Genomic DNA, 24,085 nt, shown 5'->3' with positions numbered 1-24,085 from the left:
CAGGACGGATCGCGAGGCGATCCGTCGTTGTGGTTTGTGAGTCACAATGAAAATAATATACGACACAAAATCACATGAAGATCGCAGTCATCGGCAGTGGAATCTCCGGACTCGGTGCGGCGCACTATCTGTCCCGGCGGCACGAGGTGTCGCTGTTCGAGGCCAGCGCCCGCATCGGCGGGCACACCAACACCGTCGAGGTCGATGACGGCCGCGGCGGCAAGCTGGCCATCGATACCGGCTTCATCGTCTGCAACCCGGTCAACTACCCGAACTTCTATCCGTTTCTCGACGAACTCGGCGTCGCGCGTCAGGACACCGACATGTCGCTCGGCGTCAGCGTCGACAACGGGCGCGTCGAATGGGCCGGCGACGAAAACCTGGCCAAGATCTTCGCCCAGCCCTCGCTGATGTTCTCGCCCGAGCACATCCGCATGCTGCTCGCGGTGCTGCGCTTCAACAAGGAAGTGAAGCAGCTCATCACCGAGGACCGGCTGCCCGACATCACGCTCGGCGAGTTCCTCGAGCGCGGCCACTACCCGATGAGCCTGCGCGTGCGCTACGTCGCCGCGATGGCCGGGCCGATCTGGAGCACTTCGACGCGCGGTGTGATGGCGTTTCCGTTTCCGTTCTTCGCGCGCTTCTTCGACAGCCACGGCCTGCTCAACGTCTACGAACGCCCGCAATGGCAGACGATCATGGGCGGCTCGCGCGTCTACGTCGACAAGCTGATTGCGGGCTTTCGCGGCCAGCTGCGCGCGAATACGCCGGTGCAGGCGCTGGAGCGCGATCACGAGGGTGTGAGCGTCTTCACCGCCGGCGGCGAGACCCGTTTCGACGCGGTCATCTGCGCGACGCACGGCGACCAGTCGCTGCGCCTGCTGCGCGATGCCGACGACGACGAACGCGATGTCCTGCGGTGCATCCGCTACGCCGACAACCACGCCTGGCTGCACACCGATGCCTCGCTGATGCCGCGTCGTCGCCTGGCTTGGTCGGCCTGGAACGCCTTGCTCGCGCGCGATACGCTCAGCGACGAGCCCATCGGCGTGAGCTACTGGATGAACCGGTTGCAGAACCTGCCCGGCCGCACGCCCTACATCGTCTCGCTGAATCCGCCGCACGAGCCGCGCGCGGCCACCGTGCTGTACCACGCGCGTTACGAACATCCGCTCTACGACACGCAGACCGTCGCCGCGCAGCAGCGCCTGCCGGCGATCCAGGGTCGTCGCCGCACCTGGTGGGCGGGCGCCTGGACGCGCTACGGCTTCCACGAAGACGGTTTCACGTCGGGCTTGCGCGCCGTCGCCGGCATCGATCGCGACTGCCTGCCGGGCTGGGCGCGCCTGTGAGTCCGCCCGTGCATGGCGAAGCTGCGGGCTGCCTGTATTCCGCGCAGCTCATGCACCGGCGCCGCGTCGCGCCGATCTATCGCTTCACGTATCGGCTGTTCTACCTGCTCGTCGACGTCGACCGCATCGACGAACTCGCAGCGGAACTGCGCGGCTTTTCGCGCAACCGATTCAATCTGCTCGCGCTGCACGACGCCGACTACGGTGATCGCAAGCGCGGGGTGTCCTTGCGCGGCTGGGCCGAGCGCCATCTCGCGCAGGCCGGGATCGATCTGCAAGGCGGGCGCGTTCGCCTGCTGACCTTGCCGCGCCTGCTCGGCTTCGCGTTCAACCCGATCAATCTCTGGTATTGCGAGCACGCGGGCGGCGAGCTGCGCGCGGTGATCGCCGAGGTCAACAACACCTTCGGCGAGACGCACGCCTACCTGCTGCCGGTTGCATCCGTGGCCGACGCGGCCGCGTATTCGTTGCGGCAGGGCAAGGACAAGTGCTTCCACGTGTCGCCGTTCTTCGATCTGGCCGGGCGCTACGAGTTCGAGATCGACGAACCGGCCGAGCGCTTGCGCGTGGTGATCCACGAGTCGCGCGAGGGCACGCCGATCCTCGATGCGACGTTGTCGGGTTCGCGCATCGCGCTGAGCGATCGCAATTTGCTGCTGCAAGTGCTGCGCATGCCGTGGATGACGCTCAAAGTCGTGGCGGGCATCCATTGGCAGGCACTCAAGATCTGGCTACGCGGCGGCCGCTATCACCGCAAGCCGCCGCCACCTTCCGCGGAGATGACGTGAACGAAAACGAAGCGACCGAAGAGCTGAGCCTGAGCCTGCCCAAGAAAGCGCGTTCGCTTGCGATCAGCCTGCGCGTACTGCTGTACATGCTGCGTGGCCTGCGCATCGGCAGCCTCGACGTGCGCCTGCCCAACGGCGAGCAGCGCTCGTTTCGCGGCAGCGAGCCGGGGCCGCACGGGCAGCTCGTCATCCACGATGCGGCGCTCGTCAGGCACGTGCTGCAAGGCGGCGAAGTGGGCTTCGGCGACGCCTATCTGGCCGGCTGCTGGGATTCGCCCGACCTGACGCGTTTGCTGATGGTGCTCTATCGCAACGAGCCGTATTACAAGGGCCCGTTCGAGTTCAACGCGCTCGGCCGTCTGTACGGCTGGATCCAGCACCAGCGGCGCGCGAACACCAGGCGTGGGTCCAAGGCCAACATCGAATATCACTACGATCTCGGCAACGCGTTCTACGAACTCTGGCTCGACGAGACGATGGCGTATTCGAGTGCGGTGTTCGAGTCGCCCGAGCAAAGTTTGCGTGACGCTTCGCTCAACAAATTCCGCCTGATGGCCGAGCGACTGCAGCTCGAACGCGGGCATCATCTGCTCGAAATCGGTTCGGGCTGGGGCGGCTTCGCGATCTATGCGGCCCAGCATTACGGCTGCACGGTGCATTCGATCACCTTATCGAACGAGCAGCTCGCCGAAGCGCAGCGCCGCGCGCAGGCGGCCGGCGTGGCCGATCGCGTGCGCTTCGAGATTCGCGACTATCGCGACGTGCATGAGCAATACGATCGAGTGGTTTCGATCGAAATGTACGAGGCAGTCGGCGAACGCTACTGGCCGGGCTATTTCAAGGCCATCGAGCAGGCGCTCAAGCCGGGCGGTCGCGCGGCGATCCAGGGCATCACCATCGATGAAGCGATCTTCGATCAATACCGAAACAAGCGCGATTTCATCCAGAAATACATCTTCCCGGGCGGCATGCTGTGCACGCCGACGCTGTTCCAGCAGCTCGCGAGCCGCGCCGGGCTGGTGCCCGAGAACACGCGCTTCCATGCGCTCGATTACGCCGAGACGCTTGCGCACTGGCATCGCAACGTACTCGCGGTGCGTGAGCAGGTGGTGCAGCAGTTCGACGAGCGCTTCCTGCGCATGTGGCGCTATTACCTGGCGTACTGCGAATGCGGTTTTCGCACCGGCAGCTGCGATCTGATGCAGATCGATCTCGTGAAGCCGCGCTGACGTGCAGGCCAGGGTTGAGCCCGAAGTCCCGCGCACGAACCTGTGGCGACGCGCCCAGGCGCTCGTGCTCGCCCAGCTGCGACAGGGCGCCACGCCGCACAGGCTCGCGCTGTCGGTCGCCATCGCCTCGGCGCTGGCCTTGTTCCCCGTGCTCGGCACGACGACCGTGCTGTGCCTGGCCCTCGGGTCGGCGCTCAAGCTCAATCACCCGCTCATGCAGTTCGTGAACTACCTGCTCTCGGGCTTGCAGCTGCTGGCGTTGGTTCCGCTGCTCAAGGCCGGCGAATGGCTCGGTGCTCCGCATCTGAGCCTGTCGCTGCCCGAACTGCAGGCGCGTTTCAGCGAGGCGCCGTGGGCGAGCCTGCGCGAATTCGGCGTCATCGCGCTCGGCGGCATCGGCGCCTGGGCGGTGGCGGCCCCGCTCTGGGCGCTGCTCGTCTATGCGCTGCTGCGGCCCTTGCTGGAGCGCGGGGCGAACCGGCGCGCGACCGACGGCTGAGCCCTCGCGATCCGGTACGGCGCTAAGCTTGCGGCGATCCCCATCCTTCATTCGGAGCGCCCATGTCCGCCTATCCCGTCGCCACCCAGGACACCTTGCTCGCCGCCCTCGGCATCGAGCTGACCGAGACCACGCCGCAGCGCGTCGCCGGCCGCATGCCGGTCGACCGCCGCACGCACCAGCCGTTCGGGCTGCTGCACGGCGGCGCCTCGGTGGCCCTGGCCGAGACGCTGGCCTCGCTTGCCGGCCAGCTCAACGTCGGCGAGGGCGAGATGGTGGTCGGGCTCGAAATCAACGCCAACCACCTGCGCGGCGTGCGCTCGGGCCACGTGATCGGGGTCGCCACGCCGGTGCACGTCGGCCGCCGCACCCAGGTCTGGGCCATCGACATCCGCGACGAGGCTGGCAAGCCGGTCTGCATCTCGCGCTGCACTTTGGCCGTCGTTCCGGCCGGTTGAGCTCAAATAAATCGCCCGAAGCCTGTTCGTGCCAGCAATTTCCTACAGAGAAGCATGATGACTGGAGGATAAGATGCTGGTAAGCAATGATTAAGTAATTTTTCTGTCCATTGCTTTCGGTTTTCAGGGTTCGGCTTTGCGGCCGATTCAGTTTTTTGGGGGACGGTTCCGCTGCGCGGGGCCGAAAATCGGGCCGCGCTGGGGCGGGCCGAGACACTTGGGGAATGCGATGAAGGGAATCAAAGGGTGGGTGGGCGCCTGCATGGCGCTTGTATTGACGGCTTGCGGAAGCGGTAGCGTCCAAAGCCCGGCATTCACGCCCGAGCTTCAATCTCTGCAGGTCACGCCGACGAGCTTCACGCTGGCGACCGGCGAAGATCGGCAGCTGACCGCGACTGCCACCTTCTCCACGCCGCCCGGCAGCAGCAGCCCGACGTCCGTCGAGGACGTGACCAAAAAGGTCAACTGGTCCAGCAGCGCGGCCGACGTCGCCACCGTCACCGGTGAGGGCCTGGTCGCCGGAGTCGGGGCGGGCACCGCCACGATCAGCGCCAGCTTCCATGGCAAGACCGCCACGTCGACGGTGAACGGTCTCGGCGTCGTGCTGCGCCAAGTGGTCATCACGCCGCAGACCGGCGTGACGACGCCGAACGGCAGCGTGAGCTATGCGGCGCAGGGAATCTTCAGCGACAGCCCGACCCCGCGCGCGCTGCCCGCCGACCGGACGATCACCTGGGCCATCGACAGCCTCGGCACGCTCAGCAACTCCACCGGTACCCCGGTCACGGTCACCGCCGGTACGGAGGAGGGTATCGCCACGCTGACCGCGACGGTGGATATCGGCACCGAAGGCAGCCCGCAGAACGTGACCGGCACCGCCCGGTTCGTCGTTGGCCAGGTTTCGGCCCTGAAAGTCGATCCGGCTACCCTCAGTCGCCCGGTCGGCGTCGGGGCTTCCTTCACCGCCATCGCCTCGTTCCGCACGCCCAGCGGCGGCACCGCGATCCCGGATCAGGCCGTTCCCGCCGTCTGGACCGCGACGCTGGTCGATGGCACCACCGATCCGACCGTCGACAGCAGCTGCAGCACCGGCATCTCCAGCTGCACCGTTACCGGGAAATCGGCCGGCAAGGTCAAGGTCACGGCCTCGTATCTGACGTTCAGCGCCGACGCCAACCTCGACGTCACCGAGGCGATTCTGAGCAGCATTGCGGTCAAGTCGCTCGATCCGAGCGTGCCGATCAGCGCAACGCGCGTCGCCAAGATCCCGTTGGGCGCCGGTCCGAGCTTCGCTGTCGACTACACCTACACCGACGGCATCACCGGCGGCGCGCGCAGCGATGCCGACAAGGTCAACTGGTCGATCCCTGCCTCCAGCACCATCATTTCGCTCGCGGTGGATAGCGGGACCAACCAGGCTCAGGTGGTTTCCAGCGCCAAGGGCACTTCGTCACTGACCGCCACCACCGGCAACGTCTGCGCCGATCCCGAAGATCCGGCCGTGCGCAAGTCTTGCACCGACACCATCAGCATCGAGGTGACGGATGCTGCCGTGCAGTCGCTGCTGGCGCTGCGCCCGAGCAAGGCCTACGTGGCCCTGAATCGCCAGAAGCAGTTCATTCCGGTCGGCAAGTTCAGCGACGGCACCGCAGCGGATCTGCCGGTCACCAGTGTGAGCTGGAGTTCGGATGACGAGACCATCGCCTCGGTGGTGAAGACCGGGGCCAGTGCCGGCACCGCCACCGCGCTGCAGGCGCCGGTCGCGGGTTCGCCGCTGCCGGCCACCAAGATCAAGGCCAGCCTCAACGGCTCGACAGCCGAGGCGGACTTTGTCGTCACCAACGGCGGCTGCTCGATCCCGGTGCGCGAGGCCGATGGGGCGACCATCCAGGAAACCGAGCCGCTCGGCGTTTGCCTGCTCTGCGGTGTCAACAACGGGCTCAACGTCATTAACGACACGGATGCGGATTTCGGCCAGATCAATGTCGGTGTGGGCCTGCTGAATACCTACCGCGGCTTCGACATCAAACTGGGTAGCCAGGGCGGCGCCGCCGGTTCCAAGCCGGGCTTCATCGTCAGCGCCCCGGCGGGCCCGCTGGTGCTCGCCAATGTCCTTGCGCAGCTCGAAGTCAGCACGCTGAGCGACGGCAACGTGAAGGAGAGCAGCGCCGAGGGTATCGGCCTGCGTGTCGACCTGCTCGGCATTACGCTGATCGGCGGCAAGCGGTACGAACAGGCCCTGGTGGCGATGGATACCTCCGAGAGCTTCGACGGCCTGCGCCTGCGTCTGCGTTCCGGAACCGCCACTGCGCTGCAGACCATTAACGTGTTCGACGCCTGCGCGGACAGCGAGCCGTCCGGTTCGGAGCTGGTCGGCATCGACAGCATCGTTACCGAGCCGGAACTGCCGGGCAAGCAGCTGCAGGTCGGCAGCCCGGTCACCTTCATCGCACGGGATCTCACCGGCCAGGCGATCTACGCCGACGCGGTCACCTGGACCAGCAGCAACCACAGCGTACTGGCCGACCCGGCCGTCGGCGGCGGAGGCGGCGCCTCCGGCAAGGCTCTGGCCGCAGGCACCACGGTCATCACCGCCACGCTGAAGGACCAGTCGCAGTGCCTGGGCAAATGCTCGGCCAGCTACACGTTGACCGTCGTGCAGAACTATTGCTCAGCGCCGCTGACGCCGGAGAACGCGAAGGTCGATTCCGGCGCGTTTGGCCTCTGCCTGCTCTGCAGTGTCACCGACAGGAACAATGTCATCGACAGCTCGCCGGGTGCTTCGCCGGCGAAGATGAACGTCAATCTCGCGGTGCTCGGCGGCACCTCGCTCAGCGTCAGCTCGAAGGACGGTTCGGCGTACACCCCGGGTCAGCCCGTCGGCTTCCTGATCGGTGATCCGACTACGGCACTCAGTGTTGATCTGCTGTCGCAGTACGAGATCCGCACGCTGCGCAACGGCGCGGTCCAGGAAAGCTGGACGCAGGCCGGACTGCTGGATCTCGAATTGCTCGGCCTGAACGTCGACCTGACGCCGGATACCCGGCTGTTCCGCAGTGCGCAGCCGACCACCAAGGCCTTCGATACGGTGGAACTGCGCGTGAGCTCGCTGGCCGGCGTCACCTACTCGGTGCCGGTCTACTCGGCCTGCCCGGCGACGAATCCGGAGCCCGCGGCGCCGTAAGCCGGTAACGGCAACAAGAAGGGCGGCCTCCGGGCCGCCTTTTTTTGTGCACGGCCGTCGGTGTGACCCGCCCGGAGGCAGAATCGGCCTCACCGCCGAGGCACGAGCGTTACCCGACGCTCGGTTCCGCTGGCCAAAGCAGGTAGAATTCCGCGCCCGAGGACGACGGCTGGACGAGATTGCAGCCCCTTGGGCCACCTGATTCCAGGTTGAAGGCTCCGATTCGTGAGCCGTAGCTGCTCGTTGTTCCGCCCGCTCTTTTCAACGAAGGAAGGTTTTTCTCTCATGAAGAAGCCCGTCAAGGTCGCCATCACCGGCGCCGCCGGCCAGATCGCCTACTCCCTCATCTTCCGCGTCGCGTCCGGCTCCATGCTCGGCCCCGACCAGCCGGTGATCCTGCAGCTGCTCGACATTCCGGATTCGCTCGAAAAGCTCAAGGGCACCGTCATGGAAATCGACGACTGCGCTTTCCCGCTGGTGTCCGGCGTGGTCGCCACCGCCGATGCCAACGAAGCCTTCGACGGCACCGATTACGCTTTGCTGGTCGGCGCGCGTCCGCGCGGCCCGGGCATGGAGCGCAAGGACCTGCTCTCGGCCAACGGCGCGATCTTCGTTCCGCAAGGCAAGGCGCTGTCGGACAACGCCAGCCGCGACGTCAAGGTGCTGGTGGTCGGCAACCCGGCCAACACCAACGCGCTGATCGCCGCGTCGGCCGCCAAGAAGCTCGACCCGAAGCAGTTCACCGCCATGGTCCGCCTCGACCACAACCGCGCCATCAGCCAGCTGGCCACCAAGACCGGCACCTCCGGCAACGACATCGACAAGGTCATCATCTGGGGCAACCACTCGGCCACCCAGTACCCGGACATCAGCCACACCACCATCGGCGGCAAGCCGGCCAAGAGCCTGGTGTCGCAGGAATGGATCGAGAAGGACTTCATTCCGGTCGTGCAGCAGCGCGGTGCCGCCATCATCAAGGCGCGTGGCCTGTCGTCGGCCGCTTCGGCCGCCTCGGCCGCGGTCGACCACATGCGCGACTGGGCGCTCGGCACCGATGGCAAGTGGGTGTCGATGGGCATTCCGTCCGACGGCAGCTACGGCATCGCCCCGGGTGTGGTCTACGGCTACCCGGTCACCTGCAAGAACGGCCAGTACGAGATCGTGCAGGGCTTGTCGGTCGACGAGTTCAGCCGCGCCCGCATGACCGTCACCGAAACCGAGCTGCGTGAAGAGCGCGCCGCGATCGAAGACCTGCTCAAGTAAGCCATTCCGCTTGCTGCCGCGACCTTTACCGGTCGCGGGCTGTATCGAAACCCCGCCGGATCGTTCCGGCGGGGTTTTTCGTTTCGAAAAGTTCGACTCGGGGTGCCCCGACGCCTAGACAAACCATACCGATGGCCGCGGATTCGTCCGGCTCGTGAAGTTTTGTCTACAGGCGGCAACGCGGTGATCGAGCACCATGAGCTCACACCGAATCCACTTCGCGAGTCACTCGCCATGAAACTGCAGCCTCTTCGCGGTGCCGCCCTGATCGTCCTGGGTCTGCTGGGCTTGTCCGCGGGCCTCGATGTTTCGGCCTACGAGTACCCTGCGGACGAGAAAGGCAAAGTCGCCAGCGGCAGCGCGCAGTTCCAACCCTGGGACAATCAGGGACAGCTGCCGGAAGGTGATTCGAGGCTGGCCGAGCTGCGCGGAATCAACGCCCAGATCGCCGATCGCAGCGCTCGCCTCGAAGCCACGGCCTTCAATCTCAAGATGATGGAGGCGCAGATCCGGGACAAGGCCCGCCTCGCGAGCCTGCATACCGACTACCAGTCGCAGCTCGAGAGCTACCAGCGCTGGCTCGAATCGGCCGAGCGCCGTCGTCAGGCCATTCTCGGCCAGGCCGATCCGCAGGGCATGCTGGTGTCGCCCTCGTTCAAGGCGATCAACGCGAACTACGCCAGCGCCCGGTGAAAAACGCATGAAGCGCCAGCCCCCGCATCGGCGGGGGCTTTTTCATGGAGGCGGGACGGTGCGTGGATAATGGCCGGCCTTTCAACGCCTCAGCGTCCGAGCGCCATGCCCCAGCCCTCCGCCGAATCGCGCTATGCGCGCCTGCTCACGATCGCCGGTTCCGACAGCGGTGGCGGCGCGGGTATCCAGGCCGATCTCAAGACCTTCGCCGCGCTCGGCTGCTACGGCATGAGCGCGATCACCGCGCTGACCGCACAGAACACCACCGGCGTGCGCGCGATCCACGCGACGCCACCCGAGTTCCTGAGCCAGCAGATCGACGCGGTCGTCGAGGACATCGGTGTCGACGCGGTGAAGATCGGCATGCTGCATTCGCCCGAGATCGTGCGCACGGTCGCCGGGGCGATCGTGCGTCACCGGTTGCCGAACGTGGTGTTCGACCCGGTGATGGTCGCGACGAGTGGTGCGCGGCTCATCGACGAGCCGGCGGTCGAAGTGCTGGTGAAGGAACTGTTTCCGCGCACGAGCCTGGTGACGCCGAATCTCGACGAGGCCGCCCTGCTCGTCGGCTTCGCGATCCACGACGACATCACGCTGCAGCGCGCGGCCGAGCGCCTGATCGCACGCGGAGCGCGCGCGGTACTGCTCAAGGGCGGTCACCTGCCCGGCGAGGACGTGGTCGACCTGCTGCTGACCGCCGACGGTAGCCGCCAGATCTGGCGGGCCTCGCGCATCCACAGCCGCAACCTGCACGGCACCGGCTGCACGTTGTCTTCGGCGATCGCCGCGCAGCTGGCGCTCGGCGACGATCTGGTCGCAGCGGTCGGCGCGGCGCGCGACTACGTGCGCAAGGCCATCGAATCGGGCGCAGCCGTGCGCACGGGGCGCGGTCACGGGCCGCTCGACCATGGCTTCGCCCCCAGGCCGATGCGCAAGCTGCCCGCTCAGGGCTGAAGCACCGAAATCTGCGCGTTCACCACGGCCGCGTAAAATGCGCGCTGGCTTTCGAATCGAGCGCGCCCACATGCCCGCCTGCGTGGTTTATCGCTGCAGCAAGCAGCAGGAGATGTATCTGTACCTGCGCGCCGGGCTCGCGCCCGAGACGCTGCCCGAGCCCTTGTTGGTACGCACGGGCCGGCTCACCGAGGTCATGCGGATCGAGCTGAGCCCTCAGCGCAGGCTCGCACGCGTCGACGTCAACCGCGTCATCGAGCAGCTCGCCGGGCCGGGCTTTTACCTGCAGATGCCGCCCAACGGACAAATCCAGGTCCAGCTCAACGAAGGCGAGTATTGAGTGGATATCTTTCACCTGATCCCCGGCCAGTCGCCGCGCAGGCTCGATCGGGTCGACGAGCTGCCTGAAGAAGGTCTGCTGTGGATCGATTTCATCCGCAGCGATCATCAGGACTGGCCGGCGATCGTGCAGCCGCTCGTCGACGCCGAGATCGACGTCGAACACATTTCCGACAGTCTCAACGGCCGCCATCCGCCGTTCTTCGACGGCACCGGCGACTACGACATGCTGATCTTCGAAGGCCTGGGGCCCAGCGACGATCCGTTTCCGCTCGATACGCGCGTCGGCGCGATGTTCCTGTTCGATCGCCTGCTCGTGAGCGTGCGCGAGGCCGATGCGCCGAGCTATACGCAGGTGCAGCAGCGGCTCGCCAACGGCCGCCTCAAGTGCCCGCCGACGCCGGTGCTGCTCGCGCAGTTCATTCTCGACGCGATGGTCGATCGCTACCTCAAGGTGCGCGAGGTGCTCGATACGCGGCTCACCGCGCTGCAGGACGATCTGCTCGATCCGGCTTCGCCGACCAAGCAATGGCGCCCGCTGCTCGCCGCGCGCCGTGTCGTGCGCCGGCTCGAATCGCTCGGCGACGCGCAGCACGAGGCGCTCGACGCCTGGCGTCGCGGCAGCCGCTTCGACTGGACGCAGGGCGAGGAAGTGCGCTTTCGCGACATTGTCGAGCACGTGGTGCGCGTGACGCATCATGCGGGCAACCTCGAACGCGACGTCGAGTCCGCGATCGATCTGCACTTCGCGGCGATGGGCTATCGCACCAACCGCATCATGAAGCTGCTGACGGTGATCTCGGCGATCTTCTTTCCGCTCAACTTCATCACCAGTCTGTACGGCATGAACTTCGAGTACATGCCCGAGCTGCACTGGCGCCATGGATACTTCCTCGTGCTCGGCCTGCTCGCGAGCACCGCCGCCGTGCTGCTGCTGTGGTTCCGGCAGCGGCGTTTCTTCTAGGGCTTCCGTGTCAGGACGTGAATTGAATGTCGCGCTGTCGCCGCTCGATGCGACGCCTTCGGCACCGCTGCTGGCGCGCGTGTGCTTCGGCGACGCACCGGGCCGAGGCGTGGCCGACGTGCTCGTGCCGTTGCCGCCGTTGTCGGAGCCGCGCTGCGAATGGTGGTTCGCGCAGAACGACGAGCTGCGGCGCTTCGAACGCCATGGCTACGCCTGCGCGGACGACGGCACGCATCTGTTCTTTCGCCGCCTCGACACCGCCGCGAGCGACATCGAAGCCGCCGCCGAGCACGCCTATCGCGATCTGCTCGCCTTGCTCGAAGACAGCGGCTACCGCGAGCTGCTGCGCATCTGGAATTACTTCGACGAGTTGACCGTTGGCGAAGGCGACGACGAGCGCTATCGGCGCTTCTGTCTCGGCCGCCATCGCGCGATCGTCGCGCCGGATTTCGAGCGTCGGCTGCCCGCGGCGACCGTGATCGGAACCACGCGCGCCGGCCTGCACCTGTTCGGTTTCGCGTCGAAGCAGGCCGGCGAGCAGATCGAGAATCCGCGCCAGACCAGCGCGTTTCGCTACCCACGCGAATTCGGGCCGCGATCGCCGAGCTTTTCGCGCGCCACGCGCTACGGCTCGCAGCTGCTCGTCTCGGGCACCGCCGCGATCGTCGGCCATGAGACCCGTCACGCCTACGACGCAGTCGCGCAGGCGCAGGAGATGCTCGCCAACGTCGACGCACTGCTGACCCAGGCCGGTGGCGCGTGGACGCCGAGCCTGCTGAAGCTCTACGTGTTCGATCCGGCCGATGCGCCCGCCGCCAGGGCCGCCGTGCTCGCGCGCTTCGGCGCCGAGGCGCCTCTGCTCGTGCTCAACGGCGAAGTCTGCCGGCGCGGCCTGATGGTCGAGATCGAAGGCCTGTTCGAGCAACGAAGCGAACAGCGCAACGTGCAGCGCATCGGGCAGCGCGCATGAGTCCGCAACGCTACGAGCTCTGGATCGGCCTGCGCTACACGGCCGGGCGCCGACGCAATCGCCTGGTCTCGTTCATTTCGCTGGCCTCGATGCTCGGCATCGCCATCGGCGTCGCCACGCTGATCGCCGTGCTGTCGGTCGTCAATGGCTTCGAGCGCGAGCTGAAATCGCGCGTGCTCGCGATGTCCGCGCATGCGTCGATCTATGCGTTCGAAGGCCATCTCCAGAACTGGCGCCAGCTTGCGGATCAGACGCGAAGCAACGGGGACGTGGTCGCGGTGGCGCCGTTCGTGAGCGGCGAAGTGCTGGTTCGCGCGGGCAACGAAAACCTCGGCGTTCCGGCGTTCCAGGGCGTGCTGCCCGAAGAGGAAACCCAAGTCACCGACATCGCGAAATACATCGTCGATGGCCGTTTCGACGGGCTCGTCGCCGGTGGCTACGGCATCGTCATCGGACATGAGCTCGCCAAGAAGCTCAAGGTCGGAATCGGCGACAAGATCGGCCTGCTGACCTTGCAGACCAAGCCCAACGGTGACTTCCTGCCGCGGCTGCGCCAGTTCGCGGTGGTCGCGATCTTCAATGCCGGGCTTTACGAAGTCGACATGAAGGCCGCCTACATTCATCTTGCCGATGCGCAGGCGCTGTTCGGCGCCGGCGAGGGCGTCACCGGCCTGCATCTCAAGCTCAGCGATCCGCTGCGCGCTCCGAGCATCGCGATGCAAGTGGCCTCGTCGCTGCAAGGTTTGTTCTACGTCGACGACTGGACGCGCTCGCACGACAATTTCTTTCGCGCGATCGCGAGCACCAAGAGCGTGATGTTCATCATCTTCTCGCTGATCGTCGCGGTGGCCGCGTTCAACATCGTGTCGACGCTGGTGATGGTGGTGCACGACAAGCAGGCCGCGATCGCGATCCTGCGCACGCTCGGTTCGACGCCGCGCTCGATCATGCTGATCTTCATGGTGCAGGGCACGCTGATCGGCGCGATCGGCACGCTCGCGGGCGCGGCCGGCGGCATCGCGCTGTCGCTGAGCCTGGAGTCGCTCGCGAGCGCGTTCCAGGCCATCAGCGGGCATCAGCTGATGTCGGCCGAGGTCTACGATCTCGGCGAGCTGCCTTCGGATCTGGCGGCCTGGGACGTGATCCGCATCAGTCTCATGTCGCTGCTGCTCGGGCTTGGATCGACTTTGTATCCGGCCTGGCGCGCGTCGAAAATGCAGCCGGCCGAAGCGCTGCGCTACGAATGATCGAGCCACTGCGCCTGGTCCTCGTGCGGCCCGCGCTCGCCGACGACGCTTGATCACAATCCGAATTCGCAATCGTCTGGACAACATCGCAATGCCCAAAGCCATCCGCATCAACCAAGCCGGCGGTCCCGAAGTCATGCAGTACGTCGACGTGCAGGTCGGCGAACCCGGTGCGGGCGAAGTCCGTATCAAGCATCACGCCGTCGGCCTCAACTACATCGACGTGTATTTTCGCGACGGAACCTACGAGCAGCCGATGCCCGGCAGCATCGGGCTCGAAGCTTCGGGTGTGATCGAGGCCGTTGGCGCGGGTGTCGGCGACTTCAAGGTCGGCGATCGCGTCGCCTACACGGGTCGACCGCTCGGCGCGTATGCGACCGAGCGCCTGGTGCCCGCATCGCTGCTCGTGAAACTGCCCGACTCGATCGAGCACGACACCGCGGCCGCGATGATGCTGCAAGGCCTCACGGTGGACTATCTGTTCAACCGCAGCTTTCCGCTCAAGGGCGGCGAGACGATCCTGTTTCACGCGGCCGCCGGCGGCGTCGGCCTGATCGCCTGCCAATGGGCGCGCGCGCTCGGCGTCACCGTGATCGCCACCGCGAGCACGCAGGACAAGCTCGATCTCGCCAAGGCGCATGGCGCAACGCACCTGATCAACTACCGCAGCGAGAACGTCGTCGAGCGCGTGAAGGAAATCACCGGCGGACGCGGTGTTCCGGTGGTCTACGACGGCGTCGGCGCGGACACTTTCAAGATATCGCTCGACTGCCTCGCCAAGTTCGGCACGCTGGTGTCGTTCGGCAACGCCTCCGGCGTGGTCCCTCCGTTCACGCTCAACGATCTGTCCTCGCGCGGCTCGCTGTACGTGCAGCGTCCGACGCTGTTCCACTACACGGCCGAGCGCGCCTCGCTCGACCAGATGGCCGCGCGCCTGTTCGAGGTCGTCGGCAGCGGCAAGGTCAAGGCCAGCATCGGCCAGCGCTACGCGCTCGCCGACGCGGCGCAGGCGCATCGCGATCTCGAAGCGCGCAAGACCACGGGCTCGACGATTCTGGTTCCCTGACCCGAGTCCGCGATGCTGACGCAGCTGCTTGGCGTCGGGCTCGGCATCGTCGTTGGCCTGGTGTTCGGACTCAGCCGCGACGTTTGCGGCATGAGCTTAGACCCGCGGTTTTGGCGCGCTAAACTCGTCGGCCCATGAAAATTGACGACATCGAAGCCTTCGTGACGGTGGTGCGCTGCCAGTCGATCAGCGCGGCGGCGCAGGTGTTGGAGCTCACGCAGCCGGCGGTCACGCGGCGCATCCAGAACTTCGAGGAAGCGCTCGGTGTGGTGCTGCTCGATCGCAACACCAAACCGCCGCGCCCGACCGCGATGGGCAAGCTCGTCTACGAGCGCTGCCTGCAGGTGATGCGCGAAGTCGAAGGCCTGCGTCACCTGGTCACCAGCGATGCGCAGCCGAGCGGCAGCCTGCGGCTCGGCGTGGTGCAGATGGTCGGCGACATCGCCCTGCTCGATGCGCTGCCCGAGTTGCAGCTCGAATTCCCCGATCTGTCGGTGCAGGTGTCGACGGGCTGGAGCAGCGCGCTGCTCGACCGGCTCAAGGATGGCGAACTCGATGCGGCCATCGCGCTGTTTCCGCCCGGACGCAACTATCCCGAGGAATGGGTCGTGCGCCCGCTCGGCCAGGTACCGCTGCGCGTGGTTGCGCGCAAGGACGATTTTCCGAAGCGCGCGTACCGGCTCGCCGATTGCGCCGATCGCGGCTGGATCCTCAACCCGGACGGCTGCGGCTTTCGAGCCACCTTGCATCGCATGCTGACCGCGCAGGGTTTGGCGATGCGTACCAATCTCGAAATCTTCGGTGCCGAACTACAGCTCGGGCTGGTCGCCGGCGGCATGGGCCTGGGGCTCATGGCCGAGCCGCTGCTCGAACGCAGCGCCTGGCGCGATCAGCTGCGCGCGCTTCCGCTCGGCGATTTCAAGCCCACGCTCGATCTCGTGATGCTGCATCCCAAGCTGATCGGCAAGCTGCAGCGGCCGCTGCAAAGGCTGGCCGATGCGATCGAACCCGCTTTCGCAGTCGTATCTCCCATGCAGGTAAAAACCGGCACCTGACGCCGTGCCCCCAGTGCATTTCTGTTTGGCTAAACATTTATTTAGAAAAGACAAAGCGACATTCGTGATCGGACTGTTGCTTCCGAAACAACATATGGATGGCTAATAAAGGTCTTTCACCTTTATGCGCAGAATGACTAATTTGAGCTCCACGCCATTCGGCGCTTGCATGATGCATCGGAGCTCGACGTGCCCACGCCAATCGATCGCAACCGGCAGACCACCGTCGCCGACGAGGCCCAGCGAGCCGTTCGCGCGCGCGGGCTGACGCGTCGCTTCGGCACGCGAGCCGTTCTCGACGGCCTGGATCTCGACGTCGCGCCGGGCGAATTCGTTGCCCTGCTCGGACGCAGCGGCTCGGGCAAGACCACCCTGCTGCGCGCGCTCGGCCGCCTCGATCGCATCAGCGAAGGTCATCTCGAAACGCCAGCCGCTGTTGCGACGGTGTTCCAGGAGCCGCGCCTGCTGCCGTGGAAGCGCGCCTGGCAGAACATCGCGCTGGGCTTGCGGGCGCCCGATGCACGCCGGCGTGCGCTCGACGCTCTGAATGAAGTGGGTCTCGCCGAACACGCGCAAGCCTGGCCTGCGACGCTCTCGGGCGGACAGGCGCAGCGCGTTTCGCTCGCACGTGCGCTGGTGCGCGATCCGAAGTTGCTGCTGCTCGACGAGCCCTTCGGCGCGCTCGATGCGCTTACGCGCATGAGCATGCACAAGCTCGTGCAGAAGCTCTGGCGCACGCATCGTCTGGCGGTGTTGCTCGTCACGCACGATGTCGACGAGGCCGCACTGCTCGCCGATCGCGTGCTGGTGTTGTCGCAGGGCCGCATCGAGCACGAAGAACGCATCGTGCTGCCGGCGGTTCGCTCGGTCGATCAGCCGGAGTTTCGTGCGCTGCGTCGTCGCCTGCTCACGAGTCTGGGCGTCGAAGTCGCCGACGAAGCCATCGCCGCTGCGCCTGCGCGCCTGGCGCCCGGAGCCCTGCGATGAGCGCGCGTCTGCTCGATTCGCGCCTGCTGAGCCCGATCGCTGTGCTTGTGCTGTGGGAACTCGGATCGCGACTGGGCTTGATTCCAACCTTGATCATGCCGGCACCGTCCGCGCTCGTCGGCACCTTCGGTGATCTGCTGTTCTCGGGCCGCCTGATCGAGCATCTGCTCGTCTCGCTGCATCGCGCCGGCCTCGGGCTGCTGATCGGCGTGTCGTTCGGCACCGTGCTCGCGCTGATCGCGGGGCTTTCGCGCCGCGGTGAGGCGGCCACCGATCCGCTCATGCAGGTGCTGCGCGCGCTGCCGTTTCTCGGCGTGATTCCATTGTTCATCCTGTGGTTCGGCATCGGCGAGCTGACCAAGGTCGCGCTGATCGCGCTCGCGACGAAGACGCCGATCTACCTGACGCTCTACGGCGGCATCCGCGGCGTCGACGCCAAGCTCGTCGAAGCCTCGGAAACGCTCGGCCTCAATCGGCTCGAACTGATCTGGCACGTGATCCTGCCCGGCGCGCTGCCGTCGTTCTTCGTCGGCCTGCGCTATGCGCTCGGCATTTCGCTGCTCGCACTCGTCGCGGTCGAGCAGATCAACGCCAATTCGGGCATCGGCTATCTGATCAACGAAGCGCGCGACTTCATGAAGACCGACGTGATCATGGTCTGTCTGCTGATCTACAGCGTGCTCGGCCTGCTCACCGACGCCTTCGTGCGACTGCTCGAACGTCATGCGCTGGCCTGGCGCCCGCTGATGCCTTCGCTGCGCGCCGCCTGATCGTCGTCTGATCGTCGTCTGATCTCTCAGCTTCTTTCGCCGCATCACACATTCGCTGCATCCAACCATCATCGCATTCATCAGGAGCCTTCCATGTCGTATGCACTTTCCCTGCAAGCCCACGTGCCTCATGAAGGCCAGCTCAAGGTCACCCGCCTGCAGCCGACCTTCGGTGCCGAAGTCGAAGGCCTCGACCTGCGCGAGCCGCTGACGCCCGAGCTGCGCGACGAAGTGCGCGCGCTGATCGTCCAGCACAAGGTCATCTTCCTGCGCGATCAGCACATCACGCGCGAACAGCAGCTCGCGTTCGCGACGCAGTTCGGCCCGCCGGTGATCCACCCGCTGCAGAAGCTCAAGGAAACGCAGCGCAAGGAAGACCTGCCGCAGGGCATGCACACCATCGTGCCGCCGACGGCCGAATACGGCCACATTCCGAAGCGCCGCACCTGGCATTCGGACGGCAGCTGGACGTATCCGGTGGCTTTCGCCTCGTTCCTGCGCGGCGTCGAGGTGCCGGAAGTCGGCGGCGACACGATCTGGGCCGACGCCGGCGCGATCTATCGCGGCCTGCCGGATCGTCTGAAGGCCAAGCTCGAAGGCCTCTACGTGACCCACGAATACAAGGAGCTCGCGCTGTCGGGCATCTCGCATCCGATCGTCGCGCATCCAGCCGTGATCAATCACTCCGAGACCGGCGAAGACCTGCTCTACGTCGATTTCATCATGCATCCGTGGATCGTCGGCTGGGATCGCGCCGACAGCGAAGCCCTGCTCAGCGAAATCTACGAAGAAGTGCTGCGCCCCGAATACCACCTGCGCCTCAAGTGGAAGAAGGGCACGCTGGCGATCTGGGACAACCGCTCCACCTTGCACACCGCGATCCACGACTACGGCGATTATCCGCGCCGTGTCGAGCGCGTCGTCGTCGGCAGCAACGACGTTCCGTCGCGCGACCCGAGCAAGCGCTTCGTGCTGCCGGCGTAAGTGCTGAAAACCCCTCTCCCTGCGGGAGAGGGGCAGGGGTGAGGGACTCTCCGGCACGGGCCAGTCTTGCTCTTGCTGCGAGGCCCTCATCCGCCCCTTCGGGGCACCTTCTCCCGGAGGGAGAAGGGAAAAGCCATTCACTCAATCAAAGGTCGTCGCCAGCGGCCTTCCGCCCCCGCTTTGCCTGCGCTCGCCACCCGACATCGAGACGCGACGCCTCTACCTTCCCAGGATTCTCAATGTCGATTTCGAAATTCACCGCCGCAACGACGGTTCGAGGACGCCGTTCGGCGATCTCGTTCGCGATTGCTTCGCTGTTCGGCTCCGTCAGCGCGGCCAGTTTCGCGCAGGAAGCCAACCCCGGCTCGTTGCCGCTGCAAGTCGCCGCGGCCGATGACGTCGCCAACATCGAAACCATCGTCGTCACCGGCACGCGCGGCAATGCGCGAACGGTCGCCGACAGCCCGGTGCCGATCGACGTGATCGGCGGCGAGCAGCTCGAAAAGCTCGGCGGCAGCAGCGGCGCGCTCAAGGACGCGCTCGAACAGCTCGCGCCGTCCTTCGTCACCAACACGCGCGGCAACGCGACCTGGGGCACGGTGTCCAAGCCCGCGGGGCTGCGCGGGCTCTCGGGTGCGCACGTGCTCGTGCTCGTCAACGGCAAGCGCCGCCACAACAGTGCGCTGCCGACGATGGCGGCTGACAGCCAGGCGATCAACGCCAACCCGGTCGATCTCGATTTCATTCCGGTATCGGCGATCGATCACATCGAAATCCTGCGCGATGGTGCGGCTGCGCAGTACGGCTCGGACGCGATCGCGGGCGTCATCAACGTGATCCTCAAGAGCAACAGCAGTGGCGGCTCGGTGAGCACCACGCTCGGCCAGCGCTACAAATTCCAGGACCGCCAGGACGGCGAAACCGTGCTCGCCACCGGCAACTACGGTTTCAAGTTCGGCGACACCGGCTACTTCAATCTGGCGGCCGATGCGCGCAAGCAGAACTGGACGCTGCGCGTGAACCCGGCCACCGAAGCCTTCTACTATCCGCTCGAAGACGGCTCGCCCGATCCGCGCGAAGCCGAAGTCGACAAGCGCAAGTTCCGCGGCGGCACGCCGAAGATCAAGTCGTTCAACCTGAGCTTCAACGCGGCGCTGCCGCTCGACAACGGCATCACGCCGTATGTCTTCGGTTCGTTCGGACGCCGTGACGGCGAGCTCGGCCAGAGCTATCGCCGCGCGACCACGGCCAACGTGATTCCAGAGCTGCTGACCGATGTCGTGCTGACGCCGACCACCTATCTCAACGAGCTCGACTACCAGCTCGCCAGCGGCGTCAAAGGCCAGGTCAGCGAGTGGAACTGGGATCTCAGCACCACCTACGGCCGCAACCGCGTCGATCTCTACGAGAAGAACTCGGTGAATGCGTCATTGGGGCCGGATTCGCCGAGCAACTTCGCCACCTTCACGCCGATCTTCGATCAGCTCACGACGAATCTCGATTTCACGCGCGGCTTCGACATCGGCTGGTCTTCACCGTTGCAGGTGTCGTTCGGCTTCGAGCACCGCTACGAGAGCTTCCAGACCATCGTGCGTGATCCGCTTTCGTATGCGAACGGCGGCTACGTGTTCCCCGGTGGTCCGCTCGCAGGCCAGCCCGCCGCGATCGGTGCGCAGGCCGCGGTGCTGGTGCTGCCCGAAGACGCGGCCGATCTCGATCGCCAGAACGTCGCGACTTACGTCGACCTCGGTCTGAACCTGACGTCGAAGTGGTACGCCGCCGTCGCGGGTCGTTACGAGAATTACAACGACAGCGCCGGCGATACCTGGAGCGGCAAGCTCACCTCGCGCTACGACTTCGCTCCGGGCATCGCCTTGCGCGGCACCGTGAGCAATGGCTTTCGTGCGCCCTCGCTGTCGCAGACCGGTTTCGCGAGCGGCTCGCAAGGCCCGTTCATCGTCAACGGCCAGATCGCCGGCGTGACCACGTCGCGCAACGCGCGTCCGGATTCGGCGCTCGGCCAGGCGCTCGGCGCCACCGAACTCAAGCCCGAAAAGTCGCTCAACACGAGCATCGGCCTGAGCCTGCAGCTGCTCAAGGACTTGAGCATCGACATCGACGCGTACCATATCCTGCTCGATGATCGCATCGCGCGCACGACCACGCTGCGCGGAAGCGGCATCTCGCAGATTCTCAGCGACAACGGGCTCGATCCGAACCAGGCGGTGTCGTACAACACCAATGCGATCGACACCAGGACGCGCGGCGTCGACGTGGTGGCGAGCTACCTGCAGCGCTTCGGCGCGTCGGGTTGGGGAACGCTGCGCTACAACCTCGGCTTCAACTACAACAAGACCACGATCGAGAACATCAAGGACACGCCGGAGCAGCTCGCCGATCTCGGCCTGAGCTTGTTCGATCGCGTCGCGCAGAGCTATCTGACCGTCGCGCTGCCGAGAACCAAGACGCTGGTCGGGCTCGATTGGCAGATCGCCGACTTCGACGTGAACCTGCGTGGCACGCGCTACGGCGCGGTCTCGCAGCTCACCGACAACCCGGCGAGCGATCAGCACTACGGCGCCAAGTGGCTCGCCGACCTCGACGTCGCCTATGCGATCACGCCGTCGTTCACGGTCGCGGTCGGTGCGAACAATCTGTTCGACACCTATCCGGATCGCAGCACGATCGCCGACGTGATCGGCTCGCAGCGCTACGCCACCAATAGTCCGTTCGGTGCGACGGGTGGCTTCTATTACGCTCGCGCCGTCTGGTATCTGGAGTGAATCCGTCTGGAGAATCGCGCATGAACGCTACTCGCACTCTCGCCCTGCTGCTGTCTGCGCTGCTGCTCGCGGCCTGCGGAAAGTCTGGAGATCGGGCCGGCGATGCCGGGTCTTCCGCAGGCAAGACATCCATCGTGTTCGGCGAGCAGCGCAACACGCGGCCGATCGCCGAGGCGGCGGGCACGCTCGAGGACGCACCCTACGATTTCAAGTTCGCCACGTTCGCGACGCCGTCGACCGAATTCGAAGCGTTCCGCTCGGGCGCGCTCGACCTCGCGTCGTCGAACGACATCACCGTTCTCAATGCGGCGCAGAGCGGGCTCAAGCTCAAGATCGTCGCTGAAATATCGGGCTCGTTCCTGCAGAAGAGCGTGGGCGTGATCGTGCAGGGAAACTCGCCGGTCAAGAGCATCGGCGAGCTCAAGGGCAAGAAGATCGTCGTCTCGACGGCGCGTGGCGGCAGCGGCGACAACCTGCTGTACGGCGCGCTCAAGGAAGCCGGTCTGACGCAGGGCGACGTGAGCATCAGCTACGCGCCGTTCAACGATGCGCTGACCGCGTTTCGCTCGGGCGATATCGAAATACTCGTCACCAACGATCCGTACCTGATCCTCGCCGAGCAGGCCAGCGGCCGCGTGCTGCGCAACGGCCAGGGCATCAACTCGGGCCTCGGTTTGATCGCGGCGAGCGAAGCCTCGCTCGCCGATCCGGCCAAGCGCGCGGCGATCCAGGACGTGCTCAAGCGACTCACGCAAGTCGGCGAATGGGTGCAGCAGCATCCGGACGAATACGCCGCGTTTCTCGTCAAGGACACCGGCATCGAACTGTCGCTCGCCAAGCTGCTCGTCGCGCGCGGGTCGGCCACGGTCGGGCCGATCTCCGAGACCACCATCACCACCGAGCAGAAAGTGGCGGACCAGCTCGTCGAGCGCTCGCTGTGGAGTCGGCCGACGGATGTGCGCGCCTATTTCGACGCATCGGTTTATCCCGCCGCAACCGAAAACGCATCGATCACTCAATCGTCCGCCGAGGGACACTCGCCATGAGTCTGACGCTTTACTACAGCCCGACTTCGCCGTTCGCACGCAAGGTTCGCATCGCCGCCATCGAGCTCGGCTTGAACAACGAGCTCGAACTGATCGCGCTGAATCCGTTCGAGGCTGGAGCAGATTATTGGGCGGTGAATCCGCTGTCGAAGATTCCATCGCTGGTCACGCGCGACGGCTTCGTGTTGCCCGACAGCCGTTTGATCCTCGATTACCTGCGCACGCTCGGCGATGCGCTGGAAGCCGATGGCGCGAACGACTGGGCCAATCGCAAGCGCCAGCAGCTCGCCGACGGCGTGATCGATGCGGCGGTCAGCGCCAATCTCGAACAGCGTCGCGAAGCTCAGCTCATCTCGAAGCACTGGTTCGAGCGCCAGCTCGCCGCCGTGCGTCGCGCGCTCGCGTTTCTCGAAGCCGAAGCCGGGCAGCTGCGTACGAGTGGGCGGATCACGGTGGCCGAAATCAGCGTCGCGAGCGCGCTCGGTTATCTCGACCTTCGGCTGTCGAACAGCCTCGACTGGCGAAGCGAATCCGTGCAGCTCGCGAGCTGGTTCGCGACGATCTCGCAGCGCCCGGCGGTGCGTGATACGGTGCCGCCCGTATGAGCCCACTGATCACTGCGACCGAGCTTTCAACGCTGCTCGACGATCCGAAGCTGCTTCTCGTCGATTGCCGCTTCGATCTCGCCAAACCCGATTGGGGTTCGAGCGAGTACGCGCAAGGCCATATCGACGGCGCGATCTACGCGCACCTGAACGACGAGCTGTCGTCGCCGGTCACGTTGCAGACGGGCCGTCATCCGCTGCCGAGCGCCGCCGCGTTCGCCGCGACGCTGCAGCGCTGGGGTCTCGACGAGAACACCAGGGTTGTCGCTTACGATCAGGGCAACGGCGCGTTCGCGGCCCGGCTCTGGTGGTTGCTGCGCGCGATCGGGCACGAGACGGTGCAGGTGCTCGATGGTGGTCTCGCAGCCTGGAAGGCCGTGGGCCTGCCGCTGACGACGGCGACGCGCGAGCGCAAGGCGAGTTCGCTGCCGGTGCGCGAATTCCGCGACTGGCTCGGCACCGAGCAGGTCGAGCAGGCGCTCGCTGCGCGCACGATCACGCTCGTCGATGCGCGCAGCCCCGAGCGCTTTCTCGGCCAGCAGGAGCCGATCGATCCGGTCGCAGGCCACGTGCCCGGTGCGCTCAATCATCCGCTGACCGACAACCTGCAGGCCGACGGCCGCTTCCTTCCGGCCGAGGCGCTGCGCGAGCGCTGGCTGCGCACGCTGGCCGGGCGATCACCGCAGACGCTCGTCTCGATGTGCGGCTCGGGCATCACGGCCTGCCACAACTTGCTGGCGCTCGAAGTCGCGGGCTTGCCGGGCGGGCGTTTGTACGCGGGCTCGTGGAGCGAGTGGATACGGGATCCGAAGCGGCCGGCCGCGACGCAGGCGCTATAGCTGTCCTTCC

The 24,085-nt window shown here is 65.9% G+C and carries 23 protein-coding genes; all 23 read left to right on the top strand.

Going from position 1 to position 24,085, the window contains the following annotated elements; all coding sequences use genetic code 11:
• The first annotated feature begins 74 nt into the window (after positions 1–74).
• The 23 genes from WQQ_RS07675 (at position 75) to WQQ_RS07570 (ending at position 24,075) form a co-directional block, all read left to right on the top strand.
• Entirely contained in the window at positions 75–1,352 is a 1,278-nt protein-coding gene (locus WQQ_RS07675) for an NAD(P)/FAD-dependent oxidoreductase (protein ID WP_007184571.1), read from the top strand.
• Positions 1,349–2,140 carry a DUF1365 domain-containing protein gene (locus tag WQQ_RS07670; protein ID WP_237715025.1) on the top strand — a complete coding sequence of 264 codons (792 nt, stop codon included), beginning with the start codon at positions 1,349–1,351 and terminating at the stop codon, positions 2,138–2,140. The genes WQQ_RS07675 and WQQ_RS07670 overlap by 4 nt, the downstream gene beginning before the upstream one ends.
• Positions 2,137–3,369, top strand: a complete 1,233-nt coding sequence (locus WQQ_RS07665) for an SAM-dependent methyltransferase (protein WP_007184569.1) — start codon at positions 2,137–2,139, stop codon at positions 3,367–3,369. Before WQQ_RS07670 ends, WQQ_RS07665 begins: the two co-directional genes overlap by 4 nt.
• 1 nt (position 3,370) lies before the next feature.
• Positions 3,371–3,868: a DUF2062 domain-containing protein gene (locus tag WQQ_RS07660; RefSeq protein WP_007184568.1), complete on the top strand. Its 498-nt coding sequence runs from the start codon at positions 3,371–3,373 to the stop codon at positions 3,866–3,868.
• Positions 3,869–3,930: 62 nt separating this feature from the next.
• A complete protein-coding gene (locus WQQ_RS07655; RefSeq protein WP_007184567.1) occupies positions 3,931–4,326 on the top strand; it encodes a hotdog fold thioesterase in 396 nt (131 codons plus the stop codon).
• A gap of 229 nt (positions 4,327–4,555) precedes the next feature.
• Positions 4,556–7,510 (top strand): Ig-like domain-containing protein, encoded by a 2,955-nt coding sequence (locus tag WQQ_RS07650; RefSeq protein ID WP_007184566.1) that lies wholly within the window; start codon positions 4,556–4,558, stop codon positions 7,508–7,510.
• Positions 7,511–7,795: 285 nt separating this feature from the next.
• Positions 7,796–8,773, top strand: coding sequence for a malate dehydrogenase (locus WQQ_RS07645; protein WP_007184565.1), 978 nt, complete (start codon positions 7,796–7,798; stop codon positions 8,771–8,773).
• Positions 8,774–9,007: 234 nt separating this feature from the next.
• The gene (locus WQQ_RS07640; protein ID WP_040453188.1) at positions 9,008–9,466 is read left to right on the top strand and encodes a hypothetical protein; all 459 of its coding nucleotides are present in this window, start codon (positions 9,008–9,010) and stop codon (positions 9,464–9,466) included.
• A 105-nt stretch (positions 9,467–9,571) separates the two neighbouring features.
• On the top strand, positions 9,572–10,420 hold the full coding sequence (gene thiD / locus WQQ_RS07635) for a bifunctional hydroxymethylpyrimidine kinase/phosphomethylpyrimidine kinase (protein ID WP_007184563.1): 849 nt from the start codon (positions 9,572–9,574) through the stop codon (positions 10,418–10,420).
• Positions 10,421–10,490: 70 nt separating this feature from the next.
• Complete coding sequence (locus tag WQQ_RS07630; protein WP_007184562.1) at positions 10,491–10,760, top strand: YcgL domain-containing protein; 270 nt, start codon at positions 10,491–10,493, stop codon at positions 10,758–10,760.
• Positions 10,761–11,723, top strand: coding sequence for a magnesium transporter CorA family protein (locus WQQ_RS07625; RefSeq protein ID WP_007184561.1), 963 nt, complete (start codon positions 10,761–10,763; stop codon positions 11,721–11,723). It begins immediately after the preceding gene.
• Positions 11,724–11,745: 22 nt separating this feature from the next.
• Positions 11,746–12,693, top strand: coding sequence for a chorismate transformation FkbO/Hyg5 family protein (locus tag WQQ_RS07620; RefSeq protein WP_007184560.1), 948 nt, complete (start codon positions 11,746–11,748; stop codon positions 12,691–12,693).
• The gene (locus WQQ_RS07615; RefSeq protein ID WP_007184559.1) at positions 12,690–13,940 is read left to right on the top strand and encodes a lipoprotein-releasing ABC transporter permease subunit; all 1,251 of its coding nucleotides are present in this window, start codon (positions 12,690–12,692) and stop codon (positions 13,938–13,940) included. Before WQQ_RS07620 ends, WQQ_RS07615 begins: the two co-directional genes overlap by 4 nt.
• Before the next feature lie 91 nt (positions 13,941–14,031).
• Positions 14,032–15,006 (top strand): quinone oxidoreductase family protein, encoded by a 975-nt coding sequence (locus tag WQQ_RS07610; protein WP_007184558.1) that lies wholly within the window; start codon positions 14,032–14,034, stop codon positions 15,004–15,006.
• A gap of 12 nt (positions 15,007–15,018) precedes the next feature.
• Positions 15,019–15,144: a hypothetical protein gene (locus tag WQQ_RS25070; protein WP_007184557.1), complete on the top strand. Its 126-nt coding sequence runs from the start codon at positions 15,019–15,021 to the stop codon at positions 15,142–15,144.
• Positions 15,141–16,061 (top strand): LysR family transcriptional regulator, encoded by a 921-nt coding sequence (locus WQQ_RS07605; protein ID WP_007184556.1) that lies wholly within the window; start codon positions 15,141–15,143, stop codon positions 16,059–16,061. Before WQQ_RS25070 ends, WQQ_RS07605 begins: the two co-directional genes overlap by 4 nt.
• A 189-nt stretch (positions 16,062–16,250) precedes the next feature.
• Positions 16,251–17,048: an ABC transporter ATP-binding protein gene (locus WQQ_RS07600; protein WP_040453709.1), complete on the top strand. Its 798-nt coding sequence runs from the start codon at positions 16,251–16,253 to the stop codon at positions 17,046–17,048.
• Entirely contained in the window at positions 17,045–17,818 is a 774-nt protein-coding gene (locus WQQ_RS07595; protein ID WP_007184554.1) for an ABC transporter permease, read from the top strand. Before WQQ_RS07600 ends, WQQ_RS07595 begins: the two co-directional genes overlap by 4 nt.
• A 93-nt stretch (positions 17,819–17,911) precedes the next feature.
• Positions 17,912–18,802 carry a TauD/TfdA dioxygenase family protein gene (locus WQQ_RS07590; RefSeq protein ID WP_007184553.1) on the top strand — a complete coding sequence of 297 codons (891 nt, stop codon included), beginning with the start codon at positions 17,912–17,914 and terminating at the stop codon, positions 18,800–18,802.
• Positions 18,803–19,041: 239 nt separating this feature from the next.
• A complete protein-coding gene (locus WQQ_RS07585; protein WP_007184552.1) occupies positions 19,042–21,585 on the top strand; it encodes a TonB-dependent receptor plug domain-containing protein in 2,544 nt (847 codons plus the stop codon).
• Between the two features lie 20 nt (positions 21,586–21,605).
• Entirely contained in the window at positions 21,606–22,631 is a 1,026-nt protein-coding gene (locus WQQ_RS07580) for an ABC transporter substrate-binding protein (protein WP_007184551.1), read from the top strand.
• Positions 22,628–23,236, top strand: coding sequence for a glutathione S-transferase N-terminal domain-containing protein (locus tag WQQ_RS07575; protein ID WP_007184550.1), 609 nt, complete (start codon positions 22,628–22,630; stop codon positions 23,234–23,236). The genes WQQ_RS07580 and WQQ_RS07575 overlap by 4 nt, the downstream gene beginning before the upstream one ends.
• The gene (locus WQQ_RS07570) at positions 23,233–24,075 is read left to right on the top strand and encodes a sulfurtransferase (protein ID WP_007184549.1); all 843 of its coding nucleotides are present in this window, start codon (positions 23,233–23,235) and stop codon (positions 24,073–24,075) included. The genes WQQ_RS07575 and WQQ_RS07570 overlap by 4 nt, the downstream gene beginning before the upstream one ends.
• The last annotated feature ends 10 nt before the right edge of the window (positions 24,076–24,085 follow it).

It is taken from the genome of Hydrocarboniphaga effusa AP103 (assembly GCF_000271305.1).
GTDB classification, from domain to species: Bacteria; Pseudomonadota; Gammaproteobacteria; order Nevskiales; family Nevskiaceae; genus Hydrocarboniphaga; species Hydrocarboniphaga effusa.
Note: the sequence above shows the minus strand (reverse complement) of the source record. Positions and strands in the feature narration are given on the sequence as shown.

Coding starts and splice junctions, on each gene's coding strand:
- WQQ_RS07675 (WP_007184571.1), top strand. CDS start 75: ATGAAGATCGCAGTCATCGGCAGTGGAATCTCCGGACTCGGTGCGGCG.
- WQQ_RS07655 (WP_007184567.1), top strand. CDS start 3,931: ATGTCCGCCTATCCCGTCGCCACCCAGGACACCTTGCTCGCCGCCCTC.
- WQQ_RS07650 (WP_007184566.1), top strand. CDS start 4,556: ATGAAGGGAATCAAAGGGTGGGTGGGCGCCTGCATGGCGCTTGTATTG.
- WQQ_RS07645 (WP_007184565.1), top strand. CDS start 7,796: ATGAAGAAGCCCGTCAAGGTCGCCATCACCGGCGCCGCCGGCCAGATC.
- WQQ_RS07640 (WP_040453188.1), top strand. CDS start 9,008: ATGAAACTGCAGCCTCTTCGCGGTGCCGCCCTGATCGTCCTGGGTCTG.
- thiD (WP_007184563.1), top strand. CDS start 9,572: ATGCCCCAGCCCTCCGCCGAATCGCGCTATGCGCGCCTGCTCACGATC.
- WQQ_RS07630 (WP_007184562.1), top strand. CDS start 10,491: ATGCCCGCCTGCGTGGTTTATCGCTGCAGCAAGCAGCAGGAGATGTAT.
- WQQ_RS07615 (WP_007184559.1), top strand. CDS start 12,690: ATGAGTCCGCAACGCTACGAGCTCTGGATCGGCCTGCGCTACACGGCC.
- WQQ_RS07610 (WP_007184558.1), top strand. CDS start 14,032: ATGCCCAAAGCCATCCGCATCAACCAAGCCGGCGGTCCCGAAGTCATG.
- WQQ_RS25070 (WP_007184557.1), top strand. CDS start 15,019: ATGCTGACGCAGCTGCTTGGCGTCGGGCTCGGCATCGTCGTTGGCCTG.
- WQQ_RS07605 (WP_007184556.1), top strand. CDS start 15,141: ATGAAAATTGACGACATCGAAGCCTTCGTGACGGTGGTGCGCTGCCAG.
- WQQ_RS07595 (WP_007184554.1), top strand. CDS start 17,045: ATGAGCGCGCGTCTGCTCGATTCGCGCCTGCTGAGCCCGATCGCTGTG.
- WQQ_RS07590 (WP_007184553.1), top strand. CDS start 17,912: ATGTCGTATGCACTTTCCCTGCAAGCCCACGTGCCTCATGAAGGCCAG.
- WQQ_RS07585 (WP_007184552.1), top strand. CDS start 19,042: ATGTCGATTTCGAAATTCACCGCCGCAACGACGGTTCGAGGACGCCGT.
- WQQ_RS07580 (WP_007184551.1), top strand. CDS start 21,606: ATGAACGCTACTCGCACTCTCGCCCTGCTGCTGTCTGCGCTGCTGCTC.
- WQQ_RS07575 (WP_007184550.1), top strand. CDS start 22,628: ATGAGTCTGACGCTTTACTACAGCCCGACTTCGCCGTTCGCACGCAAG.
- WQQ_RS07570 (WP_007184549.1), top strand. CDS start 23,233: ATGAGCCCACTGATCACTGCGACCGAGCTTTCAACGCTGCTCGACGAT.